This is a genomic window from Bacillus sp. FJAT-49711, assembly GCF_018343715.1.
In the GTDB taxonomy this organism is placed as follows: domain Bacteria; phylum Bacillota; class Bacilli; order Bacillales; family Bacillaceae_C; genus Lederbergia.
This window is the reverse complement of sequence record NZ_JAGYPL010000001.1, coordinates 303479-325784: the sequence shown is the minus strand read 5'-3', so window position 1 is coordinate 325784 and position 22306 is coordinate 303479. Positions and strand designations below refer to the sequence as shown.

Genomic DNA, 22306 nt, shown 5'->3' with positions numbered 1-22306 from the left:
CCTAGTGTCACATATACCCTTTTTCTTTCATACTGACATATTTTTTATCGCCGATGATTAAATGATCAAGAAGCTCTATTCCAACCATTTTACCGCATTCTACTAATCGCTTTGTAACCTCTATATCTTCCCTTGAAGGCGCCGGATCACCGGAAGGATGATTATGCAGACATATAATAGAAGCAGCGGAACGACGAATAGCTTCTTTAAAAACCTCGCGAGGATGGACAATACTGGCATTGAGGCTGCCTATGAAGATTGTTTGCCGATGGATGACTTGATTTTTTGTGTTTAAATATAGGCAAACGAAATGTTCCTGACTTAGGAAACGCATATCATTCATACAATAGTTTGCCCCATCTTCTGGACTGCGAATAACATATCTTTCATCATACGCAAGATTGCTAATTCTTCTGCCAAGTTCAACTGCTGCGGCTATTTGCACAGCTTTCGCTTCGCCAATCCCTTTCAGATTTGTCAATTCTTCGAGGGCTGCATCCTTTAGCCACATAAGACCATCAAATTGTGATAGAAGACGATTAGCTAATTGAATGACGGATTCTGATTTTGTTCCGGTTCTTAATAAAATCGCTAATAATTCATGATTCGATAAACTTTCTGCCCCATTGTTGATGAGACGTTCACGAGGCCGCTCATCGACAGGGTAATCGCGTATCATGAGTGTGTCGGTTTTCAAGTATAGTTTCCTCCTTTTTAGTCTAGTTGGGAGGAATGATGATACCCATAGCTGAAAGGGTGCGGTATAAACGGGAAATAGGAAGGCCTACTACATTGTAATAATCCCCAGTAATGGATTTTACGAGTAATGCCCCTTGCCCTTGAATGCCGTATGCGCCAGCTTTATCAAAGGGCTCCCCACTCTTTATATACTGATGAATATTAGTTTCTGTCAACTCCCAAAATTCTACATCTGTTTTTTCATAAAATGTTTCGGTCTCGCCATTATGAAAGATGGCTACACCTGTATAGACCGAATGAATACGTCCTGATAGTTGTTTTAGCATTTGGTAGGCTTCTTCTTGATTCTTTGGTTTACCAAGAATAAGCTCATCGCATACCACTACAGTATCCGATCCAATAATGGCTGCGTTTGGAAAATGCTCTGACGCAAGGCTCACTTTACGTAAAGCAAGTGTCATGACAAAATCTGATGGCCGGAGTCCTGTTGATAGAGTTTCGTCGGCATTTGGTGAAAAAGTAGTAAAAGGAATGTTTAGTTTCTGTAGGATTTCTTTTCTTCGGGGTGAAGCAGAAGCGAGTACGAGGCGATCCATAGGCATGGTCTTCCTTTCTTGGGTAAGGAAAATAGTTTTATTACATTTGATAAAGGGAGATACGTAACTCTATCCTATCAAAGTGTTGGGAAAGAAACAATAGAAAAAAGGGGTCATGAACCCCTTAATTGCTTTTACTGTAGTATATTTGAACAAATTCCAACAAAGCTTGTTGAGCTTGTAACAATTCATTACTAGTTGCTTCGGATGTGGGAAAGCTTTTTAGATGCTTTTGCGCTGTTTGAAGGTTGCCGTGAAGGTCTTTTGCAACTTCATTTTGAAAGGTGCCTGTTATTACTTTTTCAGAACTATTTATTACATCTTCATTCACTACGCCTTTCACAAACCCGTTAGCAGATTCTTCCGCAAGCTTATGAAGAGTGTAGATTTCATCTGTCAAACGATCGGCTTCTTCTTTTGAGGCTAATTCAACCGTCTTGCCACTAATCGTTAGATTCTTTGCCCAAACTTCTTCTAGCCCTTCTTCCTTCAATTTATTTGTCCATGATTTAGCAGTTACTAAATCACCTGCTACCCCAATAAATAAATAATATTGTCCTTCTATTTCAATGATAGTTGTTCCAAGCTGATATTCGGCCAAATCTTCACCCGCAGAAACAGCATTCTCCCTAGTGGAATAAAGGCCACCTTGAATCACAGGTATAGTAATATCTGGAAGAGTAAAAGAATAAATTTCATTCTTCGTATTTTGTTCTTCCTTTTCCGTTACTGGAGAATGATCAGCTTCCTTTAACGCTACGTGGCTATCTTCTGATTGGATTGCCATTTTATATATTATAAGTCCAAGAATTAATCCGACAGCGATTGCTAGGAAAACAGAAATAAACAAACTTGAAATTCCAGGTTTTATATTTTTTCTCCACTTTGGCATAGGGAATTTTCCGACGTTGTCTTTTGTTGCATTAATAATTTTATATTCCGGCACTTCATTTTTTTCTACATTTGGCAAAATCCACTCAAATTCTTCGTCTTCTACTGTTTCTTCAGATTGAGCAGCTGATGCTTCCTCTGTAGCTGATTGCCAATCATGAATGGCGGTTTCTTCTGAAAATGGCTGCTCTCTACCATTCAATTTTATTTTAATAGTTGAATTGCGCTCCCCTTTTTCATTATCCATTCATCTTTAAGCCTCCCGCACATAAATTTTGTTTTATCCTATCATACAAGCATAAAAAAAAGACGAAACTTTTGTCGTCTATTACTAAAAGGTTTTCGTCAAATTTTATTTCTTTTCTTTATTAATTTCAGGGAAATTGTTGAATGGATCTTTCTTTTTTGCAGGTGGCGGTGAATCCATTTTTGGCGCCTCGTCTATTAAATCCGTTAACCCTGGGATATAAAAAGCCGAAATCACAATATTATAATGATTTAATTCATTCTCATCAGCAATATTCGTCATCTCTTCGGGAGCTGAAACGGAAATTTGTTCAACTTGTACAATACGAGTCTGAGATTCAAGATAGTTTATAAATGCTTCAAAATCAAAATAGTTTTTTGCTGATAAAGAAAGAGAAACTGTAACTTTTTTTAGTTCATCTAGATTATATAATTGACTTTGATCTTCCGTTTCTTCAATTTCATTTACTTCGGAAGATGTTTCAGCTTGTTCAGTTCCTTCAATAGCTGCCAGTCCTTCACCTTCTGAAATAACCATATTTTCAACGTATACATTGGCAACGGTCTCTGCTTTTTCTATATCTAAGATGAATTGATCTGTCAAAGGCAAGACAGGAATTTGCTCTTGCAGTGAAAATGAACTTTCTACTGTATAACTATTTTCATTTGCTGTTTTTTCTTCTAATACTTTCAGCATTTTTTCCTCAGTTTTTAATTCATTTTCTAGAATCATAGATTGACTCGCAACAGGTCGGTATTGACTGGAATAAATGTAAAGAATAATAGTGAAAAGTATTAGGGTCGTTATAATAGTAATAAACCATTTATTTTTCATCCAATGAAGTGGCATTATTGTTTGCCTCCTTCAACTTGCAAATCTGTAATATATTTTTTATCAACGAACAATTGATAAATGGCTGTATATCGTGGAAGGATCTTTTCATTTTCAATTGGATGCCCTTCTTCTGTTTCTTCTTTCGCCGTAATGGATGCTAATGAAGCTTTGTTTAACCACGGAGAGTGAAGCAATGCATTTAAGTAGTAAGCTGCCTCTCTGCTTGAATCAAATTGCACCGTTAATTGGATATCACCATTTAAACTATAGGTAAGCGATTCAAAAAAACCTCTTTCAGGCAAAAGCGAAATAAGTTGGCTTAAAATAGGGACACTATCGATTTGCTTCTTATCGACCTCTACAATAATATTATTTAATATTTCGGTAGAACTTGTTAATTGGGAATTAGTAAGCTTACTTTTTTCAATCTCAATTAATTCTTGAATTTGCTGAGACTGTTTCTCCAATGATCGAACATGCTCTTTTTCAAACTGTAATTGAACTAATATAATTGTGCTCACACAAATAGCAACCCCAAATATAGTAAGTAGGCTCACTAAAAGGAAATAGGATTTCTTTTTTCGAGGTGGAATTAAGTTAATCTCGATCATCTCATATCCACCTCTTTTAAAGATAAACCAAGTGCGGAAAAGTATGATGGAGAGATTGGCTTTCCATCGACGGTTAAATATTTCTCTTGATTAAGCTGTTCGATAGGTAATTGCAAATAAGTTCCCAATCTTTCCCTAATAAAAGTGAGATCATTGTGATCACCACTTAAGATAACTCTATTAATCAATACTTTCCCCTGATTCAAAGTATATCTATAAAAATCCATTACCTTTTGAATTTCCACGATCGCATCATCTAAATAATACGTATCGTCCTCACCAATCATTTCCATCGTATTCTGAAGGAGGGATTCCGAAGTAATGGGGCGCACAAAAATTGGAATGTCTTGATGAAAAATTGATATAGTTAATAAATCCTCATCATAATTCAATAGTAATATATGATCTTCTTCTCTTGTCATTCCGGCTTTTTTGTACAGTCGATATAAAGATAGAGCGGATATTTCGGCGGCAATCGGCTTTAATTTTACATTTTCTAAAGGTTTCATATAAGAATCAACAATCTCGCGTGGAGCCGCTACAAGCAAAATATCTTGGTCTTTTTCATTTTTTTGAAGAATAACGGAATCTATTACGGGATCCTCAAATGGAAGATGGATGCTTGTTCCTGTTTCAAGAAATAAATAACCATTTAACTCATCTTCTTGAATATCGATTGGCACCTTCATTTGCCGCACAATAATAAAAGGATCAGGAATTAAAAAACGAACCTCCCGCCTTTTAATATTCCAAGTATCAACACATTGTTCCAGTATCATTCTAAACATTTCGGAATCAACGATTTTCCCGTCTTTTATCGTACCGGGAGCAAGAGAACACTCACTCATTTGTAGTATTTCAATTTCAGATTTCTGGACTGTTTCCAAGAAACGAATAGTCTTATCCGTAAAAACGATATTAGCTGCTTTAAGACTTCGCTTAAATAGTTGGAATGTCATCACGAAAACTCCCTTTGCTGTCTACAAAAATGAAAAATACCAATCTATAATGTTTTGATGATAAAAATAAACAACTAAAGTTCCAAGCCCTATATAAGGACCGAATGGAATCGAGTCACCTTTTTTGAACAGTCCACAGGCCATCCCAATAATTCCAAATATGCCACCTAACACCGAAGCAGCAAAAAATGATAATAAAACTAACTTTGAGCCAAGTGCGAACCCGATAACCCCAAAAAGTTTTATATCTCCTCCCCCCATCCCTCCTTTACTAATGACCGCAATCGCAAGTAAAAGGGTAAATCCAATCGCAGCACCCAGAAGAGAGTCCCACCACGGATCTACTGGCAGTGCGATTCGTTCAATAAGGAATAAAGGTATAAAAAATAGGAGAATACGATCGGGGATCAGCATGTATGTAATATCTGTTATGAAAATGATGATAAATAAAGAGATCAATGTCCAGACAAAAATGAGTTCAAAGGACCAGCCAATTTTCCAATAAGCAAATAGAAATATTACAGCTGTAGACAGCTCCATAATAGGATAAAGAGGGGAAATCCGACTTTGGCAAAGACGGCATTTTCCCCCTTGGATTACATAAGAAAAAACAGGTATTAACTCAATAGCCTTTAAAGTATGTCCACATCTTGGACAAGCTGACCGTGGCTTAACAATTGACTGATTTAATGGAACCCTAAGCCCGACGACATTGAAGAAGGAGCCGAGGAATAGGGCGTAAAGAAGAATAATAATTATAATCAATAATTTTTACCTTATTCTGAAGATGGTTTCAAGTTTATTTGACTTCTATTCATTTTTTCAAGTGTACCAGAATAATATTCATTATTACCACTATTTGTAAGTGTTATAGAATAAGTATATTTGTCATCACTCTCTTTTTTTACAGTTACATTGGTACCCTCACCATATGTTGTACCTGAAGGATCTTTTACAGCTTCAATATAATTGTCTTTTACCAATTGGCTCAATGTAACTGTAGCTGCATTATTTTTATTGTATTCTAATTCATCGGTGGTAACCATCAACTTCACTGCATTCACCATCGTTTGAGCATTCGCAATATGTGCATCTTTCTTTGAATTGTTAATCAATCCCCCAATACTCGGAATAGCAATCGCCGAAATAATCCCTAAAATGACAACAACAGCTAGTAATTCTACTAACGTAAGACCTCGTTGGTTTTTAAATAGTTTCCTAACTTTTTTCAACATTGGTTTTTCCTCCTTATTAACAGAAACTATTATGTATATAGTTCCTTTTACCCATGATATCACACAAAATGCATATTTTGACAATATATTTTAATAGTTTTGGATATTGTCGAAAATCTTAAACATAGGGATGATTATGGCTGTTACTATTGTTCCTACTAAGCCCGCGAGCACGATGATCATCATTGGTTCTATCAATGCTTTCAACCGATCAGTGGCTGCGTCTACCTCTTGTTCATAAAAATCTGCTACCTTTGCTAACATTGTATCTAATGAACCTGATTCTTCACCGATTACGATCATTTGTGAAACTAGTGGCGGGAAAGCCCAATGTTCTTCGATAGGTTTTGCAAGAGATTTTCCTTCCTCCAGCGAAACCCTTGAATTTTTTATAACCTTTGCCATTACATCATTTCCAATTATTTTTTCGACCATGGCTAGGGCTTGTAAAATAGATACAGAGCTTGCTAGCATGGAGCTTAACGTCCTTGTCATCCTTGCAATCATTGCTTTTTGGACAAGTGGGCCAATAAAAGGAAGCTTAAGGACAATTAAGTCCATATAATACTTTGTTTTTACATTTTTTTCTAGGGCAATAATACCTAAAACTAAAAGGGCAAGCATAAGGAAGATCAGAATCCAATAAGTTTTGGCTAAATCACTCACACTCAATACAAATTTCGTAATCGCCGGCAATTCGCCACCAAATCCTTCAAACATTGAAACAAACGTGGGAACAACACCTATTAGAAGGAAAATGACGACAGCAATAGCAACAATCCCGACAACTAAAGGATAGGAAATAGCCGTTAACACCTTTTGTCTCGTGCGATGTTGTTTTTCATAATGCTCACTTAGTCTGTCAAACGTCTCATCCATCGTCCCTGATAGTTCTCCTGCTTTTACAAGATTAATAAAAAGAGAATCAAAGATTTTCGGATGCTTCCCAAGTGCCTCAGATAGTGATAATCCTTCTCTTAAATCTCCTTCAACTTCACCTAACACTTTACTAAGAGTTTTGCTTTCTGTTTGAGCGGATAAGATTTTCGTAGCTTCTACTACTTTAATTCCCGCTTTAAGCAATGCAGAAAATTGTCTTAAAAACATGACGATATGCTGGAGCTTGACCGCTTTTCCGAATGTAATATCCTTCGTTAAAAACGATTCGGGAATTTCTTCTATTTCAATAATCCGAACACTCTCATTGTTCAATTTCTCCATTGCTTCTCGTCTAGAATTAGCATTAATTTTCCCAGTCACGATCTTTTGTCTATTTCTACCTTTATATATAAAACGGGCCATTATAAGTCATTTCCTTTTAGATAAGGATAGGCTATTTCTTTAGGAATTTGTTCTGCTGTTACTAAATCTTTAATACTCGTCTCCAATAAATGCATGCCTTCATTCCTTGATGTCTGGAGAACATTGGAGATTTGATGAATTTTTTCATTCCGAATCAAATTTGCGATAGCTGTATTGTGTACAAGCATTTCCGTAGCAGCAACCCTCCCTTTTTTATCTGTAGTTGGAAAAAGTCGTTGCGAAATAATCCCCGTTAAAACAGACGCAAGCTGAATTCTTATTTGCGTTTGTTGGGCAGGCGGAAATACATCAATAATCCTATCAATGGTCGACGGTGCACTAGAAGTATGCAAGGTACCTAATACGAGATGCCCTGTTTCCGCCGCTGTGATTGCAGTCTGAATGGTTTCCAAGTCCCGCATTTCTCCAACAAGAATAACATCGGGATCCTGTCTTAAAGCACTTCTTAATCCTTGATTAAAGCTTCGAGTATCAAATCCTATTTCTCTTTGATCAATGATCGACATCCCATGCTTATGCAAATATTCAATTGGATCTTCCAAGGTAATAATATGCTTGCTCATCGTCTTGTTCATATAACCAATCATTGCCGCAAGCGTCGTTGATTTACCGCTTCCTGTTGGACCAGTAACAAGAAATAATCCTTGGGGCTTTTCACATAGCTTCTTTAATATAGGCGGTAATTTCAAATCATCTAAAGTTGGTATATGAGTTGGAATTACACGAATCGCCAGAGCTACACATGAACGCTGATGAAAGGCATTTACACGAAATCGCGATACGCCAGGGATTCCATATGAAAAATCAATTTCCCCTTTTTCTATAAAAGAATCCCATAGATGTGACGGAATGAGTGATTTTGCTATATTTTCCGTATCTACTGGCAAAAGTTCTTCACGCCCATATCGTTTCAGCGTTCCATTAATTCTCATAATAGGTGGAACTCCGACCGTTAAATGAAGATCCGATGCACCTATTTCAAAAGCAGAAGCCAATAATGTATTACTATGATTATCCATTTTCACACCTACTCCACTAGCGCAATTCGCAATACTTCTTCTGTCGTTGTAATTCCTTGTTGTACTTTTAATAACCCATCATCAATTAGGAAAATCGTTTCGTTTTCGATCGCCAGCTCACGCAGCTTTGAGAATGGTTCATTATTCATCATTGCTCTACGCAACTCTGCATTTACTTCAAGAACTTCCTGTATTGCTATTCGTCCTCGGTATCCCGTCATATTACAGGATGCACAGCCACTTCCACGAACTACTTTTTCAATACTCATCCCTCGTTTTGCAAAAATGGCAATTTCACGCTGGGATGGTTCATGCATTTCGGCACAATCGCGGCATACTTTTCGAACGAGACGCTGCGCCACAATCCCAGTAACTGAATTTGCAATCAAAAATGGTTCCACACCCATATCAAATAGGCGTGTGACTGTACTTAAAGAATCATTAGTATGGATTGTCGATAAAACTAAATGACCTGTGAGTGATGCACGAATGGCAATTTCCACAGTTTCCTTATCACGGATTTCCCCGATCATAATAATATTCGGGTCTTGTCTTAAAATAGACCTTAAGCCAGTAGCAAACGTTAAACCTACATTCGAATTGATTTGAATTTGATTAATGCCTTCCAATTGATATTCAACTGGATCCTCAATTGTAATAATATTCATCTCTTCACTATTTAAATGGTTTAAAGCAGCATATAAAGTGGAAGATTTCCCTGAACCAGTCGGACCTGTCAACAGCACAATCCCATGTGGCTTCTCAATCATATGAAGCAGCCGTTCTAAGTTTTTCTTGTTAAAGCCAAGTTGATTAAGATCATTTAGTCTACTGCTCAAATCCATTATTCGCAACACAATTTTTTCACCAAAAACAGTTGGCAACGTTGAAACACGTACATCGACATGACGAAATTCTATATTTGTTTTTATCCGCCCATCCTGAGGAATACGATGTTCGGTAATATCTAAATTTGCCATAATTTTAATTCTTGCCGTCAGTACACTTTGCATATACTTTGGCAAAGTTCGTTCAGTTCGTAATAAACCATCGACTCTGTAGCGAATGATTATTTTTGTCTCCTGTGGATCAATATGAATATCACTTGCTCTTTGTACAAAAGCATTTGTAAATATTTGATTAACTAGTTTGACGACTGGAGAGTCTTGGTCAGTAATTTCTTCCTGTTCAACAACTTGAACAACCTCTGGAATTTGTTCCGCTATATCATCAAATTGATCATTCATATCATAATATTTATTAATTGCCCTTAAAATATCATCTTTTGTAGCAATTGCTGCTTCTACATGAAACCCAGTTGCTAATCTTAAATCTTCGATAGTATAAAAATCCATTGGGTCTGCCATCGCGACAAAAAGCTTGTCGCCTTCTTTTTTTAACGGGATAATAAGGTTTCTTTTAGCAACAACTTTAGGTATGATCGAGAATAATTTAGGATCAAAAGGATAGCGATAGAGACTAATATGAGGTATACCTAGTTGGAACTCTAAAACTTCAATTAATTGTTGCTCTGTTATATATCCTCTCTGAACTAATGTATCACCAAGCCGTTGACTTTCACTTTGTTCTTTTAATGCTTGTTGAAGCTGCGAATCTGATATAATTCCAGATTCAACGAGTAAATCACCAAGCCGTTTCCTAGCCTTTACCATGTTTATCATCTCTCCTGAGATTATTTCGAAATATCCCCTGGGTCCGTCCAAATAATGTCATTTGTTTCCGTCTCATTTTGCTTCATTTCATTTGAGTCTTTTTCCTTTACTTGCTCATTTTGATCCAATTCATTGTTATCTTCATCATTAACTTGCTCAACTTGATTATTATCTTGTTCTAGGGAGCCTTCTTCATCGATATTTTTTTCACTGGCTTTTAGCAATCTATGAATCTCTATTTTATGGACAGGCAAGTAAAAATCTTCTGCAACTACTTCTTTATCTACCACTCTACCGTTAACATCCATCTTTTCTTTAATTACAGTTATTGACTTGCCATCATTTCCTTTTTCTTTTACTTGAAAATCGTTGTTTGTAATGGCTGGACTATATTGTTTAATGATTCTTGGTTTGTATGACTTTTCTTCCTCAAAACGAATTCGATATTGTTCTTTTTGAATGGAGCCAAATAATATTGCATTTAAGCTTCCTTTACTTTGTTTCCATTCAATATGAATAGGTTCTTCGTTTGGGTTATAAAAGCTAAAATCGAGCTTAGACTGGGGATCCACTTTTGCTTCGAGGCCTAAAATGAATTCATCATTAAATGTATTACTTATGTTCCTTTCCATCACAATAAGATTTGATTGAATTATGAGTTCATATAAGATTGAAGCAACCTCGCTCATATTTTCACTTTCAACAGATGATAGGTTAGCTTTCTCGATATGTTGTAAAATCGAAAATTGTGATTTGCCTTTAATCTCCACATTTTGTAGCGAATCTAACAGCAATTGGAATCTGGGGGTATTTTGGAACTCCCTATTTACTTCACTAATCATAAATTCGTTATTAGTAAGTTCGTTATCTGAAATAACTTCTTCCTCTTTAGGTTCCTTCGTTGATGCTTGAGGATTGTTGGAAATGTTGTCATTAAAACGGGAGCAACCAATAATTAAACACGAAATTAGGAGCAATAGAAATATAACTTTTGTTTTTCCTATAGCCATTGCTCACCCCTCCTTTAGTCACAGTGCTTTTATCCCATTTCTATCACTTCAGTCTATGATTATTGTATAATAGTGGTAAGTAATTTGAAAGATGATAGGGGTATGTGGCGAAAATATTTTATTTTTGTTGAATAAGGTGTGACATTGTTATTAATTGTCATATCAAACGAATTCCATAAACTATTTATCAGTTTCCTGCACTAAATGAACGATGGCTTCCTCATTTGAAGTATTTGTGTCATCAAATGAATTATTTAAGGATGGTGTGACTTGGTAATCAATAACAATTTGGTTGTTTTTATCAATGTTCACTAAATTAATCTTCAAACGAAATTGTTGCCCTTCTTCTTTAAATTTCTTTGTAATTTGATTTCCAGGAATAAACTTTGCAATATTGGATTCTAATTTATTTTTATATTCCACTGAATCGTTCGAGTACTTAATTTCAGTATTTAGTTTATTAACGGATTGCTCAACTACGCCTTCCAAATATGTTATGCCCATTTCTCTTAAATTTTCAATTTGTATATTTTGTTCGACTTTCTTATATTGGTGGGTACTACTCATGATACTTGATATAATAGGCGGTGTTAGTACTGCAATAATAGTAATGATTAAGAGGACTAGAATGAGAGCATAGCCGTTTTGTTTTTTAATATAGTTATTCATCTTTATCCTCCAACTTAAGATAACCGTAGGTTTCAGAAACAGGTGTATTATCACTTTTATGAGTAAATATCAAAACATGGACAGTTTGTAATTTTAATTCCTCTGGCGTTTCTTGTGTTTTATTTACATATGGATAGTAGGACTTATTATTTATAATTATAGGTTCTATTTCTTTGTATTGTTTTTCGTCTATTGTACGGGGATTCTTGCCTGTATAATCAGCTGTTTGATCTTTTACATTACTTAATACTGTCTCAGCAATATTTATTGAAGTTACACGGTCCTCTGCCTTGCCTGAAAAAAGCATAGCTTGGGAGAAAAAGGCTAAGAATGATAAAATAACAATTGTTAAAATTGTAATGGAAGCTAGTATTTCTATAAGCGTTAAACCTTTATGATTTAAGTATTTTTTGATTATCTTATCCATAATCTTATCCTTCCATAAAAGATATCAAACTATTAAAAAGTGTGGTGAACCAAGTTGATTAAAAAGTATGTATCACAACAAAAGGGAATTACTCTCATAGAATTATTGACCACCTTAGCCATTTCGACATTAATTATAGGTCTAACCTTTAGTGTACTTTCCACTACTAAAAAGTTCAATGATAAAACGCAAGCACATGTCGAATTAAGGCAAGAAGCAAATATAATTATGTCGAATATGAGGTATCAATTAAAAAATAAGGGCGAAGTTTGCTATGATCAATCACTTATAGATGACAAATTAGCATTGGAAATATATATAGATAAAGCAGAATTAAAGAAAGAAAAATGTTGGACTCCTAGAAATAATAATGAAGGGCATGTTGAGCTCAAGCTTACAAATAAAGAACATAATTATAGTTTTGAAGTTGATACATTCATGGAAAAACAGAAAAGAGAAAACTTTGTCATAAATGTACCGAAGGAACCAATACCTGATCCACCTATCAAAGATGAAAATTTCTATGATTATTTGAAAAATAATAATATTTTTGTTTATGGAACAGATTTAGGTATCTTCGGATCAACACCTGTAAAAACGGATAAAAATGGAGCGGGAACCGTTGTTATCAATAATCTCAACAATTCAAATTTAGTATTTGGCGGTAATAATGTATTAACAGTTAGAAAAATATATATTGATAAAAAAGGAAATGAAGTTAAATTTGAAAGCAGCACACAACTCGGAGATTATAACAATACGGAATTAGTAAGAATCGGGGGCCATGTTCAATTAAATAATGGCGGAGCAAAGATTTATGGCAATACTATTTATATTGATGGAAATGTCACTCATAATAGCAGTGCTGATATTAATGGGAAGAAAGTTATCATTGATGGGGATGTGCAATTAAATAACGGAGCTGCGAAAATACATGGAGACACTATTTATATTGATGGAAGTGTATCTTTTAATGATAGTGCCGAAATAAAAGGGAAGAAAGTCATCATTACTGGAAATGTAACTTTTAAAAATTGGTCAGCAAAAATCAATGCAAATGAAATCTATATTGCAGGAACTATTATAAAAGAACAATCAGGTAATTTAGTTGGGATTTTAAAGAATTTTAATCAACATGGGGAAACAAAAGTAATACCTGAAAATATTCATATTCTTCCCCCTTCTTTTCGTGAAGATTCGTGGTACAGCGCCAATGGTTACGAAGTGCGTTCAAGTGGAAATTTAACTGATGGCAGCAAGGTCTTTTCAAAAAATTCTTTTAAACTAGATGATTATCAAAGTAATAGAAGAAACGTGATTATCATTAGTAAAGGTGATATTACTCTTAATAATTTTGGGAGTAGTGAGCTGACCGGAATTTTATTTGCTCCAAATGGAAAAGTAACTTTTAAAGGTGGGGCATTTAAGGGGATTGTCATTGCTAGAGATGGATTCTATACTGGTTATAATCCATCTATTACCTTTATTAATGTAGAAGAATTTATTAATAATCCCACCCTTGCGCCTTTTAAATAGAGAAATTCATTATAAAAAAGCAGATGAATTGTCCATCTGCTTTTTTTTATTTTTTACAATTATATAATGAGATTCAAACTATTATCGATTGATTAACTGTTAATAGTTTGTGTTAAGTTGTTGAATTCCCGGAATTAATTGGTAGAATAGTCGTTTCTTATTTTAAATTCCCCACTAAAAACGGCTTAATCGTTGAGATAAAATAAAGTGATCCGGTTATGGCTAATACCTCATCGTCTTGCAAAGAAGAAATCAATGATTTCATTAATTCTTGCCAATTCGATTCTGCTTTAGCTAATGGATTATTGCATAATTCCTTTAATTCCTGCGCCGAAGCCGCTCTTGGAAAATCAAATTCGGTTAAATAGAGTTCTACATCCATTTGTTTAAAGATCGAAAACATTTCAGTCAGATCCTTATCTTTTAAGGCTGAAAAGATAATTTTTACCTTCCTGCCTTGATAACGCTGCCGAATAGCATTTGCAAATGCTTGTACACCCTCAGGATTGTGTGCACCATCTATTAACACAGTAGGATGTTCCTGCAATATCTCCATTCTTCCTGGCCAATATGCCTTCTTTAGGCCTGTCCTAATATTATATTCATCTACAAGAATGGCTCCGGTATTATTTAAAAACTCTATCGCCGCTATAGCTCCTGCAGCATTTTCAGTTTGATGCTTGCCTAGAAGTGAAAGTTGCAATTCATTCATCTCATCCACTGTTGATGAATATGTAAATTGTTCACAATCCTCTAAAGAACGATGATCCGTAACAAAAAAATCCTTTTTGATTTGTATCATCTCTGCACACTTTTCATTTGCAGTTTCTTTCAAAACAGATAAAGCTTTTTCATTTTGCACACACGTAATAATCGGGGTGTTTTTCTTAATAATCCCTGCCTTTTCAAAAGCAATTTTGCTTATCGTGTCACCCAATATTTGCGTGTGATCCATACCAACATTCGTGATGATCGTAGCAATCGGTTCAATGACATTCGTTGAATCAAACCTTCCGCCAAGACCTACTTCGATAACCGTTATATCCATTGGGTTTATCTTGGAAAAGTAATAAAGAGCCATCGCCGTAATGACTTCGAATTCAGTAGGAGATCCAAGCTCTGTCTGTTCTAATTCCTTTGCCAGCGGTTTTATAATATTGGTCAATTCCGTTATTTCTTGATCTTGAATCGGCTGTCCATCCACACTAATTCTTTCATTAAATTGTTCGATGTATGGAGAAGTAAAGGTGCCCACCCTATATCCAGCTTCATTCAAGATTGAGCGAAGGTATGCAACGGTAGAGCCTTTCCCATTTGTTCCTCCGACATGAATGGCCTTAAGCCCCTTCTCAGGGTTTCCTAATCTTTCAAGCATCCATTCCATTCTTTTTAATCCTGGTTTTATTCCTAATCTTAATCGAGAATGTATCCATTCAAGTGCTTCTTCGTATGATTGCAACATTCACTTGCACCTCTTGTCTTCATTATCAAAGCGAATCCTAATCGGATTCGCTTCTCTCTTTACTCTGATTTTATTTCCTTTAGCCTTTCTTCTACTGTTGCACGCTTTTCCAAATAATCCTTCTCTTTCGCACGTTCTTCATCAACAATGGACTGTGGTGCTTTGCTGATAAATTTTTCGTTAGAAAGTTTCTTTTGAACACGTTCTACTTCTTTGTTCCACTTATCCCATTCTTTTTCTAGTCGAACAATTTCCTCTTCAATATTGATAAGCCCGGCTAATGGTAAAAAGAGTTCTGCACCAGTTACTACAGCAGACATCGATTTTTCCGGCGGAGTAATGTTAATAGCAATCTCTAGTTCTTCAGGATTACAAAATCTTTCGATGAAATGTTTGTTTTTTTCTAACGCCGCAAGAACCTCTTCATCTCTTGCCTTAAGCATCATTTTTATTTTCTTGCTCATCGGCGTGTTCACTTCTGCCCTAATTGTACGAACAGAATGAATGATATCCATCAAAAGTTTCATTTCACTCGCTGCTGTTTGATCTGATAGACTTGAATCAACTTGTGGCCAAGCAGCAATTGTAATAGATTCTCCTTGATGAGGAAGGTTTTGCCATATTTCCTCCGTTATAAATGGCATAAACGGATGCAGTAAGCGCATTGTGTTATCCAAAACATACGCGAGAACGGAGCGAGTAGTCAGTTTTGCCTTTTCATCCTCACTATATAATGGCAACTTCGCCATCTCAATATACCAGTCACAAAGATCGTCCCAAATAAAATTGTATAGTGCACGGCCTACTTCTCCAAACTCGTATTTTTCAGCGAGCTTCGTAACTGTTTCAATCGTGTCGTTAAGACGAGTTAAAATCCATTTATCTGCAACTGATTTTTCTCCTGACAAATCAATCTCCTCATATGTGAGTCCATCCATATTCATCAATGCAAATCTTGAGGCATTCCAAATCTTATTAGAAAAATTCCATACAGCTTCAATCTTTTCCATACTGAAGCGTAGGTCCTGACCCGGTGAACTTCCTGTTGATAAAAAGTAACGTAGTGAATCTGCGCCATACTTATCAATAACTTCCATTGGGTCGACGCCATTCCCTAACGACTTACTCATTTTTACTCCTTCTGCATCACGAACAAGTCCATGAATCAATACATCACGAAACGGACGCTTATCCGTGAATTTTAGGCCTTGGAAAATCATCCTTGATACCCAGAAAGAAATAATATCGTAGCCTGTTACGAGGCAATCGTTGGGATAGTATCGTTTAAAATCACTTTCTTCTTCTTTTGGCCAACCCATTGTTGAAAATGGCCACAATGCCGAGCTGAACCATGTATCAAGAACATCTTTATCCTGTTCCCAATTTTCTTCATCTACAGGCGCCTCATATCCTACAAAAATTTCTCCTGTTTCTTTATGGTACCAAGCAGGAATTCGATGGCCCCACCAAAGTTGACGAGAAATGCACCAATCACGAATATTTTCGATCCAATGCATATAAATTTTTTCAAAACGGTCAGGTACGAAATTAACTTTTTCTTCACTCTTTTGTAATTCGATTGCCTTATCGGCAAGTGGCTGCATTTTAACAAACCATTGCGTCGATAAATACGGTTCTACAACTGCACCACTTCTCTCAGAGTGACCAACCGAATGTAAATGCTCTTCAATTTTGAAAAGTACTCCTGCATCTTGAAGGTCCTTAACGATTTGCTTACGACATTCAAAACGGTCGAGGCTGTTATATTTTCCTGCTTTTTCATTCATCGTACCGTCTTCGTTCATAACAAGAACTCGTTCAAGATTATGACGATTTCCAATTTCAAAGTCATTTGGATCATGAGCTGGAGTGATTTTCACAGCCCCAGAACCAAATTCCATATCAACATAATCATCTGCAATAATTGGAATTTCACGACCAATGATTGGAAGAATAACCGTTTTTCCAATCAAATGTTTATAGCGCGCGTCTTCAGGATGTACGGCAACTCCAGTATCACCAAGCATTGTTTCTGGACGTGTAGTTGCAACTTCAATACTGCCACTTCCATCTGCAAGTGGGTAATTCATATGATAAAAAGCACCTTGAACATCTTTATAAATAACTTCAATATCTGAAAGTGCTGTTTTTGTAGCTGGATCCCAGTTAATAATGTACTCTCCACGGTAAATCAAGCCTTCATTGTATAAGGAAACAAAAACTTCGCGGACAGCATTCGATAGGCCTTCGTCCAGTGTAAAACGTTCTCTTGAATAATCAAGCCCTAATCCAAGCTTAGCCCATTGCTGACGAATAAAGTCAGCATACTCTTCTTTCCATCTCCATGTTTCTTCTAGAAATTTTTCGCGGCCTAAATCATATCGTGTCTTACCTTCTTCTCTTAACTTTTCTTCCACTTTTGCTTGAGTAGCAATTCCAGCGTGGTCCATACCTGGAAGCCATAAAACATTATACCCTTGCATTCTTTTCATCCGTGTTAAAATGTCTTGAAGCGTTGTATCCCATGCATGGCCAAGATGCAGTTTCCCAGTTACATTTGGTGGTGGAATTACAATCGTATATGGCTCTTTTTCCAAGTCATTTTTCGCTTCAAAAAATTTGCCTTCTAGCCACCAGTCATATCTGCCTTTTTCAATACTTTGCGGCTCGTATTTCGTAGGCATCGTTAATTCTTCCATTTGTTTTTCCTCCTAACCAATAATAGAAAATAAAAAAGCCCCCCTCGTTAAAAGGACGAAGGGAGCGGGTTCGCGGTACCACCTTTTTTCACAGATCAAAAAAAACTTATGATCTGGCACTTATGTTCATAACGGCTCTTAACCGGCTTCTACTACTTAAGTTTCACAGAAGCTGCTCGAGGGCGACCTTCCATCGGAACTGTTTAGGAATCTTTCAGCACTGATTCCCTCTCTAAAAAACAATTCACTCATGTACTCTTCCCTGTCAATGCATTTATTCGTTCTCGCTATTATTCATTATAGTAGCGAAATTCGATTCATAAAGCAATAATTTCTCATTATTTTTTTGAAAAATAGGCTTAATATGTCTAGATGCATCACCTATCGACTAGCCAATTGCTTACTTGTTCCCTACCATAAGGAAGACTCTGACTTTCAAGTCTCATCGTATTTCCTTTACGAAGAATGAACGTCGATGAGCAGCGTTTCAGCTTTTCTATTCACATAATAACCAAAAAACTCATATTTTATAATAGGGGGCTTTTAGGGAGGAGGTAAAAATAAGTGAAAAGAAAGTTTAATCAGTACACGTTTCAAAATTGGTTTAAGAATTTTAAAGCAGTTTGTAAGCAACTTATCATCCCTTTTACCATTTTCCAGGCAATCCGGACTTTTATATTCCCTACTACGATTGATGTATTATTATTGGCGATTTTTATTGCCATTTCACTTGCGTACCACTACGAGTGGATATAAACAATCCCCTTCCATAAATTAGTTGGAGGGGGGTGTTTGCTGTTGTTCTTTTTTCATTCTTTCTCTTTCCTCAAGCTTTACCACCACATATTCTGTGTTTTTCATACGCCAATATTGATGTTGTAATTGATTTACAAATTTCATTTCATTTTTATCTTTACCAGATGAAAAGTATCTTTCTGCCACTCTGAAAATTGCACCTGGATGGGCTAAATAACTAAGAAATAAAAGCATCTCTTCTGCTTTAAAAGGGAAATGCCGAAAGTACGTGTCCAACCATTCTATACTCTCATCAAACCTTTTGGGGTGGGTACTCAATGTCCTGTCTAAAAAAGGAAGTAAATCATGAATGGGAGAGGCTATTTGTGCTTGTTCGAAGTTTGTGAAATAACCAGTGCCATTTTCATCATAAAGAAAATGTTCATTAGATAATTTCCCATGAATTATGACGCTTCGAGCTTTTGTTTCTTCATCCGTAGCCTCTTTCCATTCTTTTATTTTATCTAAAGCGAATCGCTCAGCACCATTAATTTCACTGAAAAAAGTACAATAAAGAAGTTGGAAAGGAGACATATAAACCGTTCTTTCACATTGTTCTGCAAAGGATTCTAGTGCCTCTCTTTCGCTTTCCCAACGTGCCGTTGTTTGTTCATAATGTTCTTCCCTCATTTCTTTCGTAATAGGAACTTCACGAACAGATAATGTATGGAGGCGAGCAAGCTCACGAAATAAATCTTTATTCTTTTGTAGTCGCCCTTCTCTTTCTTTGTTTTCTAGCCAAGGCATTAAATAAAAAAGCGAATTCCCTTCTAAGATCGCATATCTACCATCTAAGGTAGGATAAATTGGAACAATCCTGTTATAGCCCTGTTGATACAAATGTTGAACATAGCGAAGGAAATCAAGCCCTTTTTTTGCCTCGATTTGCTTAAAGGCAAATTCCCCTTTATCAGTGTATATTTTATAAACTCGCCCATGTTTTTCAACAAAATTCATTGTTAATCCATAATAATTTGCCAACCTGCCTATTTCCTCATTTGTAAAGCCTGTCATACAATCTCACCTGCTTTATACACTAATCTAAAAAAGAGGACAAACTGCCGTGCAGGAGTCCTCCTTAATTAGGTATTCATCTGTTTTTCTTAAGGGGAGAATTGACTTTCGCTGGAATATATAAAACTTGCCCTTCATACACTTCATGACTAGCTTCCAAACGATTCGCCCGCAATATTTGTTGGACAGTTACTTCATATTTATCTGCAAGTTGCTGAATTGAGTCTCCTTGTTGAATAAGGCGAACTCTCATTTTTGTATGAGACTCATCTTCCTTTCGAGCAAAAAAGTCCGCGAAAGACATTGATTTGTATTTATCTTTCTTTTTCTTAACGTGTGTTTTTTCCTCTTCTGGGCTAGATTCAATACTACTCGATGATTCATAAGAGGATTCATAATATTCAATTGGGGATTCTACGTTATCATGCTGTGTGGATTCGACTCTATTTTCAAAAGGAAAAAAATCTAACGTACGTTGTGCTAATGTTTCAAATGAAAGTTCTGGTATTTTTGGAATGGAAGGATTAAAATGTATTTTTTCATTACTTTCAAATCCTTCTTGCGGAAGAACTCTTGCTTCAACTGAAAAAGGTTCAAATAATTCTTCATCTTCTTGATCCTCATCATCATTAGATGAACGTGCTAATAACTCTACCTCTACAAGCTCTTCTTCTACTTGTTCTTGTTCATCGTCCCCTTCAAAAACATCATTAAGCTGTTCTTCATCTTCCAAACTTTCTTCAAAAGAATCACGTATTTCCGTTCCTTCCTCATAAATACCGTGCACATAAATATCTGCAATGAGCTTTAACCTGCAATTGTCTTCTAACTCGTAATCAAACGCATGGATTTCAATTTCCATATCATCCACATTAACAATTCTTCTTTTTGGAATTGTAATATCGACTGGGAATCGATGAGAAAAGATGCTTTCTTCTTCATTTCGGATATTTACTGCTTCAATATACGTCCTTCCGGTTTCAGGAAAATCTCCAATCGCTTTGTTTCCTAAGCCATGATTAAATTCACCGTTTAGCTCGAGGGTTCCTTTTAGTACAACATAATCATCTTCATCTATAATCGATATATTTGGATCCAATGATATAGATATAAGTTCATCTACTTCCTGTCCTTTTTGAAACCATACAGTTTCTTCCAATGGGAATTTTAAAGATGTTTGTTGGCGATCGGGCAAGATTGATTCCTCCTTTCATTTCCAATGCAAATAATATCGGTCACTACAGCCTATGAGTGAATATATAATTTTATGAAAAAAAAATAGGAGTAATGGCATTTACCATCACTCCTAGCATTATTACTTCTTAAGCTCACTAAAAGTCGTTTTAAGAGCCTCAATTGTTTTTGCAATATCATCGTCGGTATGTGCTGTAGAAAGGAATAGACCTTCAAACTGGGAAGGTGGTAAAAACACACCGTTTTCGGCCATCCCCTTGTAATATCTAGCAAATAATTTTAAATCTGATTTCTTAGCACTTTCATAATTAATTACTTTTTCATTCGTAAAGAAAATTCCAATCATTGAACCAGCACGATTAATTGTATGTGGAATATTATACATTTCCGCAGCCTCTTTCAATCCCACTTCCAGTTGATCAGCTTTTCGATTGAATTCCTCATATGTTTCAGGAGTCAGTTGGGATAGTGTCTCATATCCAGCAGTCATAGCAAGTGGGTTTCCTGAAAGTGTACCTGCTTGATAGATCGGACCACTTGGAGCTATCTTTTCCATAATTTCTGCTCTTCCACCATATGCTCCAACCGGAAGGCCACCACCAATTACTTTCCCTAGGCAAGTCAAGTCAGGAGAAATCCCAAAATACCCCTGCGCGCAATTATAACCAACCCGGAAACCAGTCATCACTTCATCAAAAATTAATAATGCTCCATACTTATTTGTAACTTCTCGTAGACCTTCCAAAAATCCAGGTAATGGAGGTACGACGCCCATATTTCCTGCAACTGGTTCGACAATAATACAAGCAATGTCATCTCCAAATTCTTTGAAGGCATATCGTACACTTTCCAAATCATTGTATGGAACGGTAATCGTATTTTTAGCAACACTTTCAGGTACTCCAGGGCTATCAGGCAATCCGAGTGTTGCAACACCTGAGCCAGCTTTAATCAAAAGTGAATCTCCATGGCCATGATAGCAGCCTTCAAATTTCAATATTTTATTTCGGCTTGTATAGCCTCTAGCAAGCCGCAAGGCACTCATCGTTGCTTCTGTTCCAGAGGAAACCATTCGAATGATTTCAATGGATGGAACTCGCTCCTCAACAAGCTTAGCAAGTTTATTTTCTATTACCGTTGGAGCTCCAAAGCTTGTCCCGTTTTCCGCCACTTTTTTTATCGCTTCTACAACACGATCATTTGCGTGGCCTAGAATTAATGGTCCCCATGATAAAACGTAATCAATGTAATCATTGCCGTCAATATCATAGATTCTAGAACCTTTTCCTCTTTTCATAAAAATCGGATCCATATCGACCGATTTAAAAGCACGAACAGGACTGTTTACCCCACCCGGCATAAGATTTACTGCTTCTTTAAAAGCTTGCTTTGACTTTTCGAAAGAACGCATCG

Annotated in this window: 21 protein-coding genes and 1 other annotated feature; of the genes, 2 read left to right on the top strand and 19 right to left on the bottom strand. The window is 36.2% G+C overall.

Features of this window, described 5'->3' with window-relative positions:
- Positions 1–7 precede the first annotated feature (7 nt).
- From radC to KHA96_RS01550, 14 genes are all read right to left on the bottom strand, one after another.
- Entirely contained in the window at positions 8–697 is a 690-nt protein-coding gene (radC, locus tag KHA96_RS01615) for a RadC family protein (RefSeq protein WP_283248429.1), read from the bottom strand.
- A gap of 22 nt (positions 698–719) precedes the next feature.
- Positions 720–1295 (bottom strand): Maf family protein, encoded by a 576-nt coding sequence (locus KHA96_RS01610; protein WP_213127551.1) that lies wholly within the window; start codon positions 1293–1295, stop codon positions 720–722.
- Between the two features lie 124 nt (positions 1296–1419).
- Entirely contained in the window at positions 1420–2433 is a 1014-nt protein-coding gene (locus KHA96_RS01605) for a hypothetical protein (protein ID WP_213127550.1), read from the bottom strand.
- Positions 2434–2538: 105 nt separating this feature from the next.
- The gene (locus KHA96_RS01600; RefSeq protein ID WP_213127549.1) at positions 2539–3282 is read right to left on the bottom strand and encodes a hypothetical protein; all 744 of its coding nucleotides are present in this window, start codon (positions 3280–3282) and stop codon (positions 2539–2541) included.
- Entirely contained in the window at positions 3282–3878 is a 597-nt protein-coding gene (locus KHA96_RS01595; RefSeq protein ID WP_213127548.1) for a PilN domain-containing protein, read from the bottom strand. The genes KHA96_RS01600 and KHA96_RS01595 overlap by 1 nt, the downstream gene beginning before the upstream one ends.
- Positions 3875–4837, bottom strand: a complete 963-nt coding sequence (gene pilM / locus KHA96_RS01590; protein ID WP_213127547.1) for a type IV pilus biogenesis protein PilM — start codon at positions 4835–4837, stop codon at positions 3875–3877. Before pilM ends, KHA96_RS01595 begins: the two co-directional genes overlap by 4 nt.
- Before the next feature lie 21 nt (positions 4838–4858).
- Positions 4859–5602 carry a prepilin peptidase gene (locus KHA96_RS01585; RefSeq protein WP_249315207.1) on the bottom strand — a complete coding sequence of 248 codons (744 nt, stop codon included), beginning with the start codon at positions 5600–5602 and terminating at the stop codon, positions 4859–4861.
- Positions 5603–5613: 11 nt separating this feature from the next.
- Positions 5614–6072 (bottom strand): prepilin-type N-terminal cleavage/methylation domain-containing protein, encoded by a 459-nt coding sequence (locus KHA96_RS01580; protein WP_213127546.1) that lies wholly within the window; start codon positions 6070–6072, stop codon positions 5614–5616.
- Between the two features lie 90 nt (positions 6073–6162).
- Entirely contained in the window at positions 6163–7374 is a 1212-nt protein-coding gene (locus KHA96_RS01575) for a type II secretion system F family protein (protein ID WP_213127545.1), read from the bottom strand.
- The gene (locus KHA96_RS01570; RefSeq protein WP_213127544.1) at positions 7374–8414 is read right to left on the bottom strand and encodes a type IV pilus twitching motility protein PilT; all 1041 of its coding nucleotides are present in this window, start codon (positions 8412–8414) and stop codon (positions 7374–7376) included. The genes KHA96_RS01575 and KHA96_RS01570 overlap by 1 nt, the downstream gene beginning before the upstream one ends.
- An 8-nt stretch (positions 8415–8422) precedes the next feature.
- Positions 8423–10087: a GspE/PulE family protein gene (locus KHA96_RS01565; protein WP_213127543.1), complete on the bottom strand. Its 1665-nt coding sequence runs from the start codon at positions 10085–10087 to the stop codon at positions 8423–8425.
- Between the two features lie 20 nt (positions 10088–10107).
- Positions 10108–11097, bottom strand: a complete 990-nt coding sequence (locus tag KHA96_RS01560; RefSeq protein ID WP_213127542.1) for a VanW family protein — start codon at positions 11095–11097, stop codon at positions 10108–10110.
- Positions 11098–11277: 180 nt separating this feature from the next.
- A complete protein-coding gene (locus KHA96_RS01555) occupies positions 11278–11766 on the bottom strand; it encodes a hypothetical protein (RefSeq protein WP_213127541.1) in 489 nt (162 codons plus the stop codon).
- Entirely contained in the window at positions 11759–12193 is a 435-nt protein-coding gene (locus tag KHA96_RS01550) for a type IV pilus modification PilV family protein (protein WP_213127540.1), read from the bottom strand. The genes KHA96_RS01555 and KHA96_RS01550 overlap by 8 nt, the downstream gene beginning before the upstream one ends.
- 54 nt (positions 12194–12247) lie before the next feature.
- Between KHA96_RS01550 and KHA96_RS01545 the strand changes: the two genes are divergently transcribed.
- The gene (locus KHA96_RS01545) at positions 12248–13729 is read left to right on the top strand and encodes a hypothetical protein (RefSeq protein WP_213127539.1); all 1482 of its coding nucleotides are present in this window, start codon (positions 12248–12250) and stop codon (positions 13727–13729) included.
- Positions 13730–13886: 157 nt separating this feature from the next.
- On the opposite strand, the gene KHA96_RS01540 is transcribed toward KHA96_RS01545, so the two are convergent.
- Positions 13887–15191 carry a bifunctional folylpolyglutamate synthase/dihydrofolate synthase gene (locus KHA96_RS01540; RefSeq protein WP_213127538.1) on the bottom strand — a complete coding sequence of 435 codons (1305 nt, stop codon included), beginning with the start codon at positions 15189–15191 and terminating at the stop codon, positions 13887–13889.
- 59 nt (positions 15192–15250) lie between these two features.
- A complete protein-coding gene (locus KHA96_RS01535) occupies positions 15251–17890 on the bottom strand; it encodes a valine--tRNA ligase (RefSeq protein WP_213127537.1) in 2640 nt (879 codons plus the stop codon).
- 48 nt (positions 17891–17938) lie between these two features.
- Positions 17939–18168, bottom strand: a binding site (T-box leader).
- A gap of 286 nt (positions 18169–18454) precedes the next feature.
- Here KHA96_RS01535 and KHA96_RS01530 point away from each other — a divergent pair.
- On the top strand, positions 18455–18646 hold the full coding sequence (locus KHA96_RS01530; protein ID WP_213127536.1) for a hypothetical protein: 192 nt from the start codon (positions 18455–18457) through the stop codon (positions 18644–18646).
- A gap of 18 nt (positions 18647–18664) precedes the next feature.
- Here KHA96_RS01530 and ysxE read toward each other — a convergent pair whose 3' ends face one another.
- The 3 genes from ysxE to hemL form a co-directional block, all read right to left on the bottom strand.
- A complete protein-coding gene (gene ysxE, locus KHA96_RS01525; RefSeq protein ID WP_213127535.1) occupies positions 18665–19699 on the bottom strand; it encodes a spore coat protein YsxE in 1035 nt (344 codons plus the stop codon).
- Between the two features lie 76 nt (positions 19700–19775).
- Entirely contained in the window at positions 19776–20894 is a 1119-nt protein-coding gene (gene spoVID, locus KHA96_RS01520; RefSeq protein WP_213127534.1) for a stage VI sporulation protein D, read from the bottom strand.
- Between the two features lie 120 nt (positions 20895–21014).
- Positions 21015–22304 carry a glutamate-1-semialdehyde 2,1-aminomutase gene (gene hemL, locus KHA96_RS01515; RefSeq protein ID WP_213127533.1) on the bottom strand — a complete coding sequence of 430 codons (1290 nt, stop codon included), beginning with the start codon at positions 22302–22304 and terminating at the stop codon, positions 21015–21017.
- Positions 22305–22306 lie beyond the last annotated feature (2 nt).